Below are 13,266 nucleotides of genomic sequence, written 5' to 3'. Positions count from 1 at the left end.
CCGAAACCTCGTCTGCACATGCCCCCCAATGGACGCATACAAAGACGCAGCTGAATAACAACAAACCCCCCGCCACAAAAAGGCGGGGGGTTTTCTTTAGGGTTCGAACCCTTTTGGAACGCCGAAAGGCGGCGTGTCCACGCTCGTCCCGGTCAGTGCATTCAGAAATGCGACGAGGGCGTCGATTTCTGCATCGGTTAGCGCGACCGAGGAGATATCGATTGTGTTGCGCACACGTTGCATTTCGAAACGATCCTGCCAGACAACGAAGTCTGCCTTCTGTAGCCAGGGAACCTGAGGCAAAGCCGCCATGGCGGGTGTCCAGTTCGCCAAGCTGGTCTTTGGGTCCAAATGGTGGCGGATCATGCTTTCAAGGTCCGGGAAGGCGCCGTTATGGCCGTAAGGCGCGGTCAGGGCGACGTTTCGCAGCATTGGGGTGCGGAAGCGATAGGCGTCCTCGATCCGGTTGCTTTCGCCCATACGGCCCACGTCGCGGGCGTAAGGGTCCCATTGGCGGGTGCGGCCGGGGCCAAACGGGGGCAAACCCAAAGCGTGGAATTGCTGATCGGTCATCAGCGGTCCGGAATGGCAGGTCGAACAGTTTGCCTTGCCGTAAAACAACGTCATGCCGTCTTTCTGAACTTTGGTAAGGGCATTGGGGTCGCCAGCCAGATATTGGTCGAACGGGCTGTCGGTGCTGCGCCATTCGATGGCCATGAAAGCAGCCAGAGCGTTGGCAATCTGGGTGATCGTGATGTCTTGGGTGCTTTGGACCTCGTCGAATGCCTTTATCATCGCGGGACCGTATCGCGGATCGGTACGGACGCGTTTGGCCAGAATGGGCCAGCCCAGATCGATCCGGTCAGCGACGGCCCCGGTCACCTGATTTTCGCCGACATTCCCCGCCATTTCGAATTGCGATGTCAGGGGGAACAGCGCCTGTGCGGCGAGCAGAGAGTTCAGCCCCTCGGGCAGCCATTCCTGCGCGGGTGAGTTGAAGCCGTTGCCGTAGACATCAGAAATGCTCAGCCGACCATCGTGGAAGACAGTATCAAGCTCGCGCGCGCCAAGGTTCCACAGCCCCGGCGAATTGCGTGGGATGCGTTTGCGGATCTTGTCTGCTCCGATGCCGGGTGTGCGGTCCGGCCCCAGACCCTGACCACCCTCGCCAATACCCAGCGACAACCCGTCTGATGTGCCGAAATCCGGGTGGTGGCAGTGGGCGCAGGATATGTTCCGGTTGCCCGACAGGATCGGATCATAAAACAATTGATGACCGATGGCGGCCTGTTCCATATCAAAGGGGATGAAGTCATCATCGGTCAGCGGGCGCGGTAAATCCTGTGCCGCAGCAGTCCCGGCCAAAAGGAACACAACCCCATGCGCCAGCTTGTATTTGCCCTTTGCCTGCTTGCGAACCCTGCGATAGCCGAATTGGAACAGGCGCGCGATCTGATGGAGGCGGGGGAGTTTGAGTCCGCGCGCGAGGAACTGTTGCCCGCCGCCCGGTCGGGCAATGCCGAGGCCGAGGAACTGATCGGTGTGATGTACGGGCTGGGTCTTGGGGTCGAGCAGGACTATGAACGCGCGTTTGAATGGTATCTTCGCGCGTCGATGAAGGGGCATCCGGGGGCGCAGTCGGGGGTCGGATGGTACTATGAGCTGGGATTGGGCATGCCCGCGCCCGATCTGGTGCGGGCTTACATGTGGTATACGCTCAGCGCGATTGGAGGCGATCCCGACGCGGCGATCAGCCTTGAGGAAGTGGTCAAGAAAATGTCGCCGGAGCAGATCGAAAGGGCGCATATTCTGGTCAATGATTACAAAGGGTGGATGTACCCTTTCAGATGATGGATCAAACCCGCAACGCTTTCGCAAACCGTTTTGGGGCGTGGGTTTCGGGGTCGATGATCGGGCCTGAGGAGTATTGGCACACAAAGGCCCGTCGCGGGCTGTCGGTTGTGTTCGCCCCTGAACTGTGAAGCGTAAGGCTGGAAAAGGCCACGATCGTGCCCGCCTTGCAGGTCATCGGAGTGCCTGTATCCTCGCCGAAATACCCGTTAAGTTCGTTGCTTTCATCCTGCCATTCATGCCGGTCCAGACCGGGCTCGGCGTCAAGGTCACGCGGCAGGATATAAACGCACCCGTTCTCTTCGGTTGCATCATCCACTGCGATCCAGACGGTCAGATAGGGCGTGTGATCAAAGCCGACATAGGCACCGTCTTGGTGCCAGGCGAAACTCGCGCCTTTGCCTGCGCCTTTGACCACAAACTGCTCGTTGAACAGCATCGGGTCTTCGATTCCGCAGGCGCTGATGATTTCGGCGATCTTGGGGCCGAGCAAGAAGTCCTCTAGCGACGGGAACTCGGCATGGCGATGGCGCAGAAAGCGGCGCGCATTGCCTAGCCCGATTTTGTGCACATTGCCGCCGCCATCATGGGCAGGCTCCTCCAGAAGCGTGTCGCAGGTGCCGCGCAGCATCTGCAGGTCTTCCGGGCTGAGCGCATTTTCGAAGACGAGGTAACCTTGGCGGCGAAATGCATCGGTTTGGTCGAGCATCAGAGTTTCTCCGGCGAGGGGCAGGTTTGCGCGCGACGGGGCCGCGCGCAAGGTTCTCTTGTCAGACCGCTTTACTGCGTTTCGGCTGCGCGGGTCGCTGCAATCTCGGCTTCAGCTTCGGCAACAGCAGCAGTCAAAGCGTCAAAGGCTGTTTCTCCGCCATCGACATTAGCCTTGAACCAATCATAGACAGGTGCAGCGGCTTCCTTGAATGCGGCCTTCTCTTCCGGTGTCGGCACATAAAGATCGCCACCTTCGGCCACGAATTCCTCATAAGCCTGGATTGACTTGCGCTTGGGCGAGGCGAATGTGGCCTGCTGCAGCTGATAGAACCCATCGACGATGACATTGCGCAGCTCAGGCGGCATCGACATGAACTTTTCGTTGTTCATGAACCACAACGCACCCATGTATGCGTGCCCGTCCAGCGTGATGTATTTCAGACCGGCATCGGGGAACTTCATGCTCATGATGTCGGTGATGCCGTTCTTGGACCCTTCAACTACGCCGGTCTGGAACGAGGTGAACAGTTCCGGCCACGGGATCGGCGTCGGGGCTGCGCCAAGTGCTTTGACCAGCTCCTGCGGCAAGTCAGCGACAACTGTCCGAATTTTCAACCCTTCCATATCGCCAGGGTTCTGGACGCGGCGTTGAGTATTGGCAAAGTTACGCCAGCCGCCGGTATTGCCGATGGTCATCAGGCGCAATGCGCCGCCCGAGTTTTCGGCGACCATCTCTTGCATTTTTGTCACGAAGGAAGAGCCGTTGGCCAGCGCCGCTTCGGCCACGCGGTCATCCGACATCAGATAGGGCAAGTCCAGCACCTGAACGAAGGGGAAGATACCTGACGTGCCACTCGAGGTCTGGATGACGATGTCGATCTGACCTTCGGCCACACCTTGTAAGCACTCGGCCCCGTTCGAACACAGCTGGGTGCCGATAAACAGCTCGACCTCGATCGCACCGTTCGAGGCGGCCTCGACATAGTTTTTGAAGACGATCAGGCCGTCATAATCCTCGTCATTTTCGTTCGAATTGGCAGTGGCGCGCAGCGTGTAGTCGGCGGCCGTGGCTGCCATGGCGGACGCGGCCACAAGCGATGTGGCCACCGCTGCGGTTTTGATGAAGTCTCTGAGCATGCGTTTCCTCCCTGTGATACTCAGTTGGCAAATCCCGTTATCCTCGGGATCGTCATGGATAGTGCGGGGATATAGGTGATCAGAAAGATCACGATGATTTCGACCGCCAGGAACGGCAGGATCGCCTTGGCGATGGTTTCGACCCGTTCGCGGGACACGGCGGCGGCCACGAACAGGACCAGGCCCATCGGCGGGGTGGCGAGGCCAACGGTCAGGTTGACGCTCATGATGATGGCGAAATGGATCGGGTCGACGCCGAGGCTGGTAAAGATCGGGCCAAGGATGGGCCCAAGGATGATGATCGCGGGGCCGGCGTCCAAAAACATGCCGACGATGAACAGCAGCAGGTTGATCAGGAACAGCAGTATCAGCGGGTTTTCCGAAAGGCTGAGGATCAGCGAAGCCAGTTGCTCCGGCGCATGGCTGAGGCTGACGACCGTCTTGAACGCCATCGCGGCCCCAACCAGCAGCAGGACGACGGCTGAGGTCATGCCTGCGTTGCTAAGCACCTCGGGCACCTCTTTCCACGTCAGCGTGCGCAGGACAAAGAAGCCGATGATGAAGGCGTATCCCACGGCGACGGCGGCGGCCTCGGTTGGTGTGAAGATACCGCCCAAGATGCCGCCCAGAATGATCACCGGGGTCATCAATGGGAAGAAGGCTTTCAGGCTGGCCTGACGCCGCTCGGGCCATGTGTATTTGCGGCTGGCAACGGGGAAGTCGTAGCGGTCGGCCATGAGTTTGATCATCAGCATAAGGCCGACGCCAACCATCACACCGGGCACGATACCTGCAAGGAACAGCGCGGCGACGCTTTCGCCCATCACATAGGCATAGATGATCATGATCCCTGAAGGCGGGATGATCGGCCCGATCACCGAACTGGCCGCTGTGATCGCGGCGGCGAATTTGCGGGTATAGCCCTGTTTCTCCATCGCCGGGATCAGCATCGACCCAAGCGCCGACGTGTCAGCCACCGCCGAGCCCGAAAGGCCTGCGAACAGGATGGAACTCAGCACGTTCACATGGGCCAAACCGCCGCGCAGGTGACCCATCAGGGCCTGCGAAAACTCGACAAGTCGGATGGTGATGCCGCCGCGGTTCATCAACTCTCCGGCCAGCATGAAGAAAGGGATCGCCATCAACGGAAAGCTGTCCATGCCATTGTAGACATTGCGATAAAGCAGCGTAATGTCGTTGGTCTGGCCGTTCAGCCATAGCAAGATGCCGGGCGCGGCCAGCAATGCGAAAAAGACCGGCAGACCGATCAGCAGGAAAATCAGGAAGGTGGGTAGGAACCAGATCAGCATTTATTCGGCCCCCACTGCCGCGTCAGGAATTTCAGGCAACAGGTGACCCCCGCCCAGCAGAGTGATGAACGACCGCAGGATCAGTTCGATATTCACGGAGATCAGGAGGATGACCCCAACAAGCAGCGAGGCCATCATCCAACTGCGCGGGATGCGGTACCATTCGTCGAACCCGAATGAGGTGGGCAGATACAGTGCCGCGGTGGCGAATTTGCCGCCAAAGCCGGTGACTTCGGACCAGCCAATGTTGACCGCGACCAGCAGCACGGCGAGCGAGATCAGCAACAGGAACAGGTTGAGCGATTGGCCGATGACGCGTGGCAAAAACCTTTGCAGCATGTCGATGGCCACAAAACCGCCACGCCGAAAGGCGGTGGGGGCCATCAGGCCGGTCATCCACAACATGCAAAAGCGCGCGGCCTCATCCGGCCAGGGCAGCGCGTTGCCCAGAACGTATCGAAAGAACACCTGTATCAGAATTGCGATCACCATGAGTGCAATCGCAACGACACCAACCACGCGGCCCAGACGCAGCGCGGTTTCGTTCACGAATGCAATCGGCGCTAACGCCGATGCCAGTCCGCCCATGCGGATCCTCCCTTGTTCAGCCGCGGGTTTGTCCCACGGTCGTCAGATCGCGTTTAGGTTTTCGCGAATTGGCCGAGTTTCCCGGCGTAAAAGGTCAGCGCGTCTCCATCCGCCATGCTGACCTTAAGAACTTTTCCTACGACAATAACGTGATCGCCCGCATCGTGATACGCATGTTGTTCGCATTCGAACCGCGCCAGGCAATCCGACAGCAGCGGCGTTCCGTTCGTGCAGCGCTCATGCGCAATGTCGCGCAGGGCAAAGGCGTCTTTCGAGCAGCCAAAGCACAGTTCGGCCTGTTCCGCCGACAGCACATGCACGCTGAAATGGCGGGCCTTGTGAAAATAGGGGAAGCGGCGCGAGTTACGGTCGCCCGCCCACATGATCAGCGGCGGGTCCAGTGACAGGGACGAAAAGCTGTTGGCGGTTATGCAGACCGGGCCATCCGCGCTGTCGCAGGTCACGATGGTGACGCCCGTGGCAAAGCGGCCAAAGGCGTCGCGCAGGGTGCGGGTGTCGTCCTTGTGGGGAACGAATGTGCGGGTCATGTCCTTTGAGATGGCGTTCATCATGGTACCTCATGCCCCAGTGCCGCCTCATAGAGGCGATACCAGCTTTCACGATCCAGATTGACTTTCAGAGCGTCCGAGATGGTTTTGATGCGGCTCAGGTTATTGGTGCCCAGAACCGGCAGGATGTTTGCGGGATGGGCCAACAGGAAGGCCACAGCAACGGCGGCACGATCCACGCCGAACGCGGCTGCGATCTCGTCCGCGACGACACCGACGGGCGGGTTTCCGGCCATCAGAAGACCGCCGCCCAGAGGCGACCATGCCATGATCGGTTGCCCATGCTGCTGGTGAAAGGCCAGATCGCCGTTGGTGAAGGGGCTGATCTCTCCCAGAGAGATCTCGATCTGGTTGGTGACCAGTTGCGTTTTCATCGCCGATTGCAGCAGAGACCAGTCCCATGGGCGGAAATTCGACACGCCGACCGCGCCGACCTTGCCGCTGGCGACAACCTCATCCAGTGCGGCACCGGTTTCGTGGTGGTCCATGAACGGGTCGGGGCGGTGGATCAGCAGCAGGTCGATATGGTCAATCGCCATTTCCGACAGAGAGGTATCGACGGACTTCAGGATATGCGCGCGCGAGGTGTCGTAATACTTGACCTTGGCATCCGCATACCGGCCCATCGGCGCGATGATGTCGCACTTGGTGACGATTTCCATCCGCTTGCGCAGGCTGGGGTTGGCGCGCAGCGCGTTGCCCAGAACCGCCTCGGCCGCGTATCCGCCATAGATATCGGCCTGATCGAATGTGGTAATGCCCTGATCCAGACAAGCTTGTATCTTGGCCTCGACATGGCCCACGGACGTGTCGCTGTCATCGCCCAGCCGCCACATGCCATAGACCAGACGGCTTAGCTCCAGCGTGTCGGATAGTTTCACACGTTGCATCAGCGACGAACTCCGTTGCCCAGCGGGGTCGCCGGGGGTGTTGCAGGCACGCGCCCATAGGCTTCGGGCAGCGAGCAGGTTTTCAGGTTGGGCATCACGCGGGCGCCAAAGTGCCTGGCCTCGTCCATGTGCGGATAGCCCGAGAAGATGAAGGCGCGGATGCCCATCTTCTGGTATTCCTCGATCTTGGTCATGACCTGATCGGTCGACCCGACCAGCGCCGCACCGCAGCCCGAGCGTGCGCGCCCGACACCGGTCCACAGTCCGGGTTCGACATAGCCATATTCATCCGCCAGATCGCGGTTCTTGGATTGATGCGCCACTCCCAGCGAGGTCGCGTCCAGCGCCCGTTCGCGGATCGCGCGGCCATACTCATCATCCAGTTTCGAGACGATGTAGTCGGCGTATTCCTGCGCCTCGGCCTCGGTGTCGCGGACGATCATGTGGACCCGCAGGCCGTAATCCAGCGTGCGGTTGTAGTTCTCGGCAACTGCGTGAACGGCCTTCATTCGTTCGGCCAATTGCTCCTTGGTTTCAGGCCACATCAGGTAGACGTCGCAATGTTCGCCACACAGGTCCAAGGCAGACGGGGAGTAGCCGCCGAAATACAGCAGCGGGCCGCCGGTCTGATAGGGCTTGGCGGGGTCGGTGGTCAGGCCTGAGAAGTTATAGACCTGACCCGCGTGATTGATCTCATCCCGCGTCCAGGCCTGTTTCAGAATCTCGACAACCTCGCGCGAGCGTTGGTAGCGGAACGCGCTATCGGCTTTCTCGCCCGGGAAGTCTGATGAGATGATGTTGACCGTCAGCCGCCCTTTCAGCATGTGATCGAGCGTGGCGATGGTGCGGGCCAGCATGATTGGCTGCATCTCACCACAGCGTACGGCGGCCAGCAGGTTGATCCGGTCGGTGATCGGCGCGCAACCTGCGACAAAACTCAGCGTGTCCTGACCGACCTGATAGGACGAGGGGCACAGGATGTTACGGAACCCCTGTGCCTCGGCCTCTTTCACGATGCCGGAACAGTGGTCCCAGCTGGACCGCAGGTCGCCATCAGGCACGCCCAGAAATTGGTAATCGTCCGAGCACAGCGCTGCAAACCACGAGACTTCGGCCGCATCCAGATCGGGGGATGTGATGGGGACGACGCTCATTTGATTCACGCTCCGTACATCTTTGACTTTCCTCTTGCGTAGCAAGCACATTGATGTAGATCAATAGTGTATCAATTTTTCCTGCGACTGAAAGAAGCGCCCGAACGTGCCCCCGAACAGCCGAAACCCCAACGCATTGCCGATCTATGTTCAGATCGCAGAACTTCTGATCCGCGAAATTGCCGCCGGTCGGCTGATCGATGGGGAACGCCTGCCACCCGAACGGGACATGGCGGCTGAGCTTCAGGTCTCGGTCGGGACGCTGCGAAAATCGCTCGCCGAGCTTGAGAAAAAAGGGATGCTGGAGCGGATACAGGGCTCGGGCAACTATGTGCGCGAGACCGGAACGCAAAACAGCGTCTATGCGATGTTCCGGCTGGAACTGCCCGAAGGCGGGGGCTTGCCGCGTGCGGATATTCTGTCCGTGGATCAAGTGGAAAAGCCCGCCGATCTGCCCCAATTCGGGGCATCAAGCCGGGGCTCGCGCGTGCGGCGGATGCGCTATCTGAATGACACAATCATCGCGGTTGAAGAGATCTGGCTGGACGAATCAGCCGGTCGGATCGATCGCAGCCTGCTGTCGGACTCGCTCTATCGTTATTATCAGAACCAGCTTGGGTTCTGGATCACGAGAGCCGAAGACAGGGTTTCGGTCGGGTCGCTGCCCGACTGGACGCCCGAGACCTTCACCAAACCCGCCGGTGAAACGGTGGGGTATATCGAGCGGTTCAGTTGGTCGGAAAAGGCCGAACCCGTCGAGTTTTCAAAAACATGGTTCGATCCGGATCGGGCCACCTATGTCCAACGTCTGAAGTAAAAGGAAACGCGCATGACCCGGACCATCCATTACGGGCTGATCGGATGCGGCATGATGGGGCAGGAGCATCTGCACAATATCGCTTTTTTAGAAGGCACGCGGGTTGCGGCGATCTACGAACCTGATCCGGACATGGCCAAAGCGGCGCAAACCATTGCGCCGGATGCGGTCATGGTGACGTCTGTGCAAGAGCTGCTGGCGGTCGAGGATCTGGATTGCCTCGTCATCGCCAGCCCGAACCACCTGCATGTGGATCAGATTTGCGAAATCGCAGCCACGCGTCCCTTGCCGCTGTTGGTGGAAAAGCCGTTGTTCACCGATCCGCAGGATGTCGCCCGGCTTGAGCAGGTTCAGCGCGACTACCCCCATCCGATCTGGGTGGCGATGGAGTATCGCTATATGCCCCCAATCGCGGCGCTGATTGATCAGACGGATGTGACCGGCGGCGTTCAGATGCTGTCGATCCGCGAACATCGGTTTCCGTTTCTGGGCAAGGTCGGCAACTGGAACCGGTTCAATCGCAATACCGGCGGCACTTTTGTCGAAAAATGCTGTCACTTCTTCGACCTGATGCGCCTGATCCTGCGCGCGGATCCGGTGCGGATCACCGCAAGCGGAGGGCAGGCCGTGAACCATCTGGATGAAGACTACAGCGGCGAAACGCCGGATATTCTGGATCACGGATATGTGCTGGTCGATTTCGCCAACGGGGTGCGGGCGATGCTGGAACTGTGCATGTTCGCCGAAGGCTCACGCTATCAGGAAGAGGTCTCGGCCATTGGCCCCAAGGCCAAGATCGAGGCGCTGGTCCCCGGACCGGGCCGGTTCTGGCCTGATCATCTGGGCGAACCGCCGGTGCCGCAGGTGATCGTCAGCCCGCGCGATCCGAAGGGGCCGATTTCGACCGACATTCCGGTCGATCCGAAATTGCTGGCCGCAGGGGATCACAACGGATCGACCTTCTATCAGCATCAGGGGTTTCTGGAACTGTTGCGTGGCCAACGCGCCCAGCCGGATGTGACGCTGCAAGACGGTCTATGGGCTGTGCGCATGGGGCTGGCGGCGCAGCAGGCGCTGAGCACAGGCGAGGCCGTTCGCTTCGATCCGTGATGCCGATAGGAAACCTGTGTTCCCGATATACGCGATTCCCGATGTCGTTTTTGGCATCGGAGAGGTCTTTTCCGCTTGCTGAGCGGTTGAGCAGGCAATAGCTCTGCCCGTGGGACACCCCTCCCCAACGAGGGGCGTGTATCTGGAAGGGTAATACACATGAGCACCAATAAACCGGCGACGCGGCCGGCTAATCCGCGTTTTTCCTCGGGCCCCTGCGCCAAACCCCCCACATTTGATCTGACCAAACTGGCCGATGCCGCGCTGGGTCGCTCGCACCGTGCCGCTGTTGGCAAGGACAAGCTGAAAGCGGCCATCGAAGGCACGCGTGAAATTCTGGGCATTCCGGCGGATTACAAGATTGGCATCGTTCCCGCCTCGGACACCGGCGCGGTCGAGATGGCGCTGTGGTCGCTGCTGGGCGAACGCAAGGTCGAGATGCTGGCGTGGGAAAGCTTTGGTGCCGGTTGGGTTACGGATGTGGTCAAGCAGCTGAAGATCGACGCTGAAGTGAAAACGGCTGAGTACGGGGAGATCGTTGATCTCGCCTCGGTCGATTTCGCCAATGATGTGGTGTTCACGTGGAACGGCACAACTTCGGGCGTGCGGGTGCCGAATGGCGACTGGATTGCCGATGACCGTCGGGGTCTGACGATCTGCGATGCGACCTCGGCGGCCTTTGCGATGGACCTGCCCTGGGACAAGCTGGATGTGACCACCTTCAGCTGGCAGAAAGTGCTGGGTGGCGAGGCGGCCCACGGGATGCTGATCCTCAGCCCCCGCGCGGTGGAACGGCTGGAAAGCTATACGCCCGCATGGCCGCTGCCCAAGATTTTCCGCCTGACCAAGGGTGGCAAGCTGATCGAGGGTATCTTCACTGGTGCCACGATCAACACGCCGTCGATGCTGGCGGTCGAGGATTACCTGTTTGCGCTGGATTGGGCGCGCTCGGTTGGTGGGTTGCAGGGGCTGATCGCCCGCGCGGATGCCAATGCCGGTGCGGTACACGCGTTCTGTGAGCAGAACAACTGGATCGCCAATCTGGCTGAGGATGCGGCGACGCAGTCAAACACGTCTGTCTGTCTGAAATTCACCGATGCCCGTATTCAGGACGGGGCCGCATTCGCCAAGGCCGTGGCCAAACGGTTGGAGGCCGAGAATATCGCGCTGGATATCGGGGCCTATCGCGACGCGCCTGCGGGTTTGCGCATCTGGTGCGGCGGCACGGTCGAGACCTCGGATATCGAGGCGATGCTGCCGTGGCTGGCCTGGGCCTTTGAGGCCGAGATCGCGGCGCAAGCGGAAGCTGCCTGACGTCCCCGTGCCGGGCTGAAGCCCGGCCTACGCAGAACTGAAATGTTGGGCGGGCTTCAGCCCGCCATCCCAAGACTTCTTCAAAGGACCAGAGATATGGCCCCCAAAGTACTCGTATCCGACAAGCTCAGCGAAACCGCCCTGCAGATTTTCCGCGACCGTGGCATCGACGTGGATTTCATGCCCGATCTGGGCAAGGACAAAGACAAGCTGGCCGAGGTGATCGGTCAGTATGACGGCCTAGCGATCCGCTCGGCCACCAAGGTCACGCCGACCATACTGGAAAAAGCCGACAAGCTGAAAGTCATTGGTCGTGCCGGGATCGGCACCGACAATATCGACAAGGATGCCGCGTCAAAAAAAGGCGTGATCGTGATGAACACGCCCTTTGGCAACATGATCACCACCGCCGAACATGCGATTGCGATGATGTTCGCCGTGGCGCGGCAGATCCCCGAGGCCAGCACCTCGACCCATGCGGGCAAGTGGGAAAAGTCCAAGTTCATGGGGATCGAGCTGACCAACAAGACCCTCGGCGTGATCGGGGCGGGGAACATCGGCGGCATCGTCTGCGAACGCGCGCTTGGCCTGAAGATGAAGGTCGTCGCCTATGATCCCTATCTGGGCGAAGAGAAAGCGGCCAAGATGGGTGTCGAAAAGGTCGAGCTGGACGAGCTTCTGGCCCGCGCCGATTTCATCACCCTGCACGTGCCGCTGACCGATCAGACCCGCAACATTCTGAGCCGCGAGAACCTTGCCAAAACCAAGAAGGGCGTTCGGATCATCAACTGTGCCCGTGGCGGCCTTGTGGACGAAGAGGCGCTGGCCGAGGCGCTGCAATCCGGTCAGGTCGCAGGCGCGGCCTTTGACGTGTTCAGCGAGGAACCGGCCAAGGAAAACGCCCTGTTCAACCTGCCCAACGTGGTCTGCACGCCGCATCTGGGCGCGGCCACGACCGAAGCGCAGGAAAACGTGGCGCTGCAGGTGGCCGAGCAGATCTCGAACTATTTGCTGACCGGTGCCGTGGAAAACGCCCTGAACATGCCCAGCGTGACGGCGGAAGAAGCCAAGGTGATGGGCCCGTGGATCAAGCTGGCAGGTCATCTGGGTAGCTTTATCGGCCAGATGACGGATGAGCCGATCAAAGCGATCAACATCCTCTATGACGGTGTCGCCGCCGGGATGAACCTTGCGGCGCTGAACTGCTCGGTCGTGGCGGGGATCATGAAGAAGTTCAACCCCGAGGTGAACATGGTCTCGGCCCCGGTTGTGGCCCGTGAACGTGGTATTCAGATTTCGACTACCAATCAGGACAAATCGGGCGCGTTCGAAGGTTATATCAAAGTGACCGTGGTGACCGAAAAGCGCGAGCGTTCCATCGGGGGCACCGTGTTCAGCGATGGCAAGCCGCGTTTCATCCAGATCAAGGGCATCAACATCGATGCCGAGGTGGGCGCGCATATGCTGTATACCACCAACGAAGATGTTCCGGGCATCATCGGTGCGCTAGGTCAAACCATGGGTGAGAACGACGTCAACATCGCGAACTTTACCCTTGGCCGGTCCGAGGCAGGCGGCGAGGCCATTGCGCTGCTTTACGTCGACGAACCTGTTCCGGCTGAGGCCCGCGCCAAGCTGGCAGAGACGGGTCTGTTCACACAGATCAAGCCGCTGGAGTTCGATGTCGCCTAAAGAAGCGTTTCGGGTTTAACCTGAGACACGAATGCCCTGCCACGCCTGCGGCGTTCTCGGGACATTCGTGTCGAATAGTGGTGCATGTAAAATCCGAAACGCTTTAAGTGTTGAATTTCTGAG

13 protein-coding genes are annotated in these 13,266 nt (G+C 59.8%); 5 read left to right on the top strand and 8 right to left on the bottom strand.

Annotation, left to right across the window (positions count from 1 at the left end):
• Positions 1 to 96: 96 nt before the first annotated feature.
• Positions 97 to 1,365 carry a cytochrome c peroxidase gene (locus ACR0KX_RS18625; RefSeq protein ID WP_170455418.1) on the bottom strand — a complete coding sequence of 423 codons (1,269 nt, stop codon included), beginning with the start codon at positions 1,363 to 1,365 and terminating at the stop codon, positions 97 to 99.
• Between the two features lie 15 nt (positions 1,366 to 1,380).
• Between ACR0KX_RS18625 and ACR0KX_RS18620 the strand changes: the two genes are divergently transcribed.
• Positions 1,381 to 1,851: a tetratricopeptide repeat protein gene (locus ACR0KX_RS18620; protein WP_480708682.1), complete on the top strand. Its 471-nt coding sequence runs from the start codon at positions 1,381 to 1,383 to the stop codon at positions 1,849 to 1,851.
• Between the two features lie 4 nt (positions 1,852 to 1,855).
• On the opposite strand, the gene ACR0KX_RS18615 is transcribed toward ACR0KX_RS18620, so the two are convergent.
• The 7 genes from ACR0KX_RS18615 to ACR0KX_RS18585 all read right to left on the bottom strand — a co-directional run bounded on the left by ACR0KX_RS18615 (position 1,856) and on the right by ACR0KX_RS18585 (position 8,210).
• Positions 1,856 to 2,560 (bottom strand): phytanoyl-CoA dioxygenase family protein, encoded by a 705-nt coding sequence (locus ACR0KX_RS18615; protein WP_480708681.1) that lies wholly within the window; start codon positions 2,558 to 2,560, stop codon positions 1,856 to 1,858.
• A gap of 71 nt (positions 2,561 to 2,631) precedes the next feature.
• Positions 2,632 to 3,699 carry a TRAP transporter substrate-binding protein DctP gene (gene dctP / locus ACR0KX_RS18610; protein WP_480708680.1) on the bottom strand — a complete coding sequence of 356 codons (1,068 nt, stop codon included), beginning with the start codon at positions 3,697 to 3,699 and terminating at the stop codon, positions 2,632 to 2,634.
• Between the two features lie 20 nt (positions 3,700 to 3,719).
• On the bottom strand, positions 3,720 to 5,009 hold the full coding sequence (locus ACR0KX_RS18605; protein WP_170378746.1) for a TRAP transporter large permease: 1,290 nt from the start codon (positions 5,007 to 5,009) through the stop codon (positions 3,720 to 3,722).
• Positions 5,010 to 5,597, bottom strand: coding sequence for a TRAP transporter small permease subunit (locus tag ACR0KX_RS18600; RefSeq protein WP_170624695.1), 588 nt, complete (start codon positions 5,595 to 5,597; stop codon positions 5,010 to 5,012).
• Between the two features lie 53 nt (positions 5,598 to 5,650).
• Positions 5,651 to 6,166 (bottom strand): flavin reductase family protein, encoded by a 516-nt coding sequence (locus tag ACR0KX_RS18595; RefSeq protein WP_480708679.1) that lies wholly within the window; start codon positions 6,164 to 6,166, stop codon positions 5,651 to 5,653.
• A complete protein-coding gene (locus tag ACR0KX_RS18590; RefSeq protein WP_170455379.1) occupies positions 6,166 to 7,056 on the bottom strand; it encodes an aldo/keto reductase in 891 nt (296 codons plus the stop codon). The genes ACR0KX_RS18595 and ACR0KX_RS18590 overlap by 1 nt, the downstream gene beginning before the upstream one ends.
• Positions 7,056 to 8,210 carry an LLM class flavin-dependent oxidoreductase gene (locus tag ACR0KX_RS18585; RefSeq protein WP_170624691.1) on the bottom strand — a complete coding sequence of 385 codons (1,155 nt, stop codon included), beginning with the start codon at positions 8,208 to 8,210 and terminating at the stop codon, positions 7,056 to 7,058. The genes ACR0KX_RS18590 and ACR0KX_RS18585 overlap by 1 nt, the downstream gene beginning before the upstream one ends.
• Before the next feature lie 106 nt (positions 8,211 to 8,316).
• Here ACR0KX_RS18585 and ACR0KX_RS18580 point away from each other — a divergent pair, with 106 nt between their 5' ends.
• From ACR0KX_RS18580 to serA, 4 genes are all read left to right on the top strand, one after another.
• Positions 8,317 to 9,027, top strand: a complete 711-nt coding sequence (locus ACR0KX_RS18580) for a GntR family transcriptional regulator (protein ID WP_480708678.1) — start codon at positions 8,317 to 8,319, stop codon at positions 9,025 to 9,027.
• Positions 9,028 to 9,039: 12 nt separating this feature from the next.
• Positions 9,040 to 10,137, top strand: a complete 1,098-nt coding sequence (locus tag ACR0KX_RS18575; RefSeq protein WP_480708677.1) for a Gfo/Idh/MocA family protein — start codon at positions 9,040 to 9,042, stop codon at positions 10,135 to 10,137.
• Positions 10,138 to 10,296: 159 nt separating this feature from the next.
• Complete coding sequence (locus ACR0KX_RS18570; protein WP_480708676.1) at positions 10,297 to 11,451, top strand: phosphoserine transaminase; 1,155 nt, start codon at positions 10,297 to 10,299, stop codon at positions 11,449 to 11,451.
• A gap of 96 nt (positions 11,452 to 11,547) precedes the next feature.
• Complete coding sequence (gene serA / locus ACR0KX_RS18565) at positions 11,548 to 13,143, top strand: phosphoglycerate dehydrogenase (protein WP_480708675.1); 1,596 nt, start codon at positions 11,548 to 11,550, stop codon at positions 13,141 to 13,143.
• Positions 13,144 to 13,266 lie beyond the last annotated feature (123 nt).

This window comes from Ruegeria sp. BG5 (genome assembly GCF_056538425.1).
The sequence above is the reverse complement of the archived record's forward strand: the minus strand, read 5'-3'. Positions and strand labels throughout refer to the sequence as shown.

What these genes read in the sequence shown, in the direction of transcription:
- ACR0KX_RS18620 (WP_480708682.1), top strand. Translation starts at nt 1,381, where the DNA reads ATGCGCCAGCTTGTATTTGCCCTTTGCCTGCTTGCGAACCCTGCGATA.
- ACR0KX_RS18615 (WP_480708681.1), bottom strand. Translation starts at nt 2,560, where the DNA reads ATGCTCGACCAAACCGATGCATTTCGCCGCCAAGGTTACCTCGTCTTC.
- dctP (WP_480708680.1), bottom strand. Translation starts at nt 3,699, where the DNA reads ATGCTCAGAGACTTCATCAAAACCGCAGCGGTGGCCACATCGCTTGTG.
- ACR0KX_RS18605 (WP_170378746.1), bottom strand. Translation starts at nt 5,009, where the DNA reads ATGCTGATCTGGTTCCTACCCACCTTCCTGATTTTCCTGCTGATCGGT.
- ACR0KX_RS18600 (WP_170624695.1), bottom strand. Translation starts at nt 5,597, where the DNA reads ATGGGCGGACTGGCATCGGCGTTAGCGCCGATTGCATTCGTGAACGAA.
- ACR0KX_RS18595 (WP_480708679.1), bottom strand. Translation starts at nt 6,166, where the DNA reads ATGAACGCCATCTCAAAGGACATGACCCGCACATTCGTTCCCCACAAG.
- ACR0KX_RS18590 (WP_170455379.1), bottom strand. Translation starts at nt 7,056, where the DNA reads ATGCAACGTGTGAAACTATCCGACACGCTGGAGCTAAGCCGTCTGGTC.
- ACR0KX_RS18585 (WP_170624691.1), bottom strand. Translation starts at nt 8,210, where the DNA reads ATGAGCGTCGTCCCCATCACATCCCCCGATCTGGATGCGGCCGAAGTC.
- ACR0KX_RS18575 (WP_480708677.1), top strand. Translation starts at nt 9,040, where the DNA reads ATGACCCGGACCATCCATTACGGGCTGATCGGATGCGGCATGATGGGG.
- ACR0KX_RS18570 (WP_480708676.1), top strand. Translation starts at nt 10,297, where the DNA reads ATGAGCACCAATAAACCGGCGACGCGGCCGGCTAATCCGCGTTTTTCC.
- serA (WP_480708675.1), top strand. Translation starts at nt 11,548, where the DNA reads ATGGCCCCCAAAGTACTCGTATCCGACAAGCTCAGCGAAACCGCCCTG.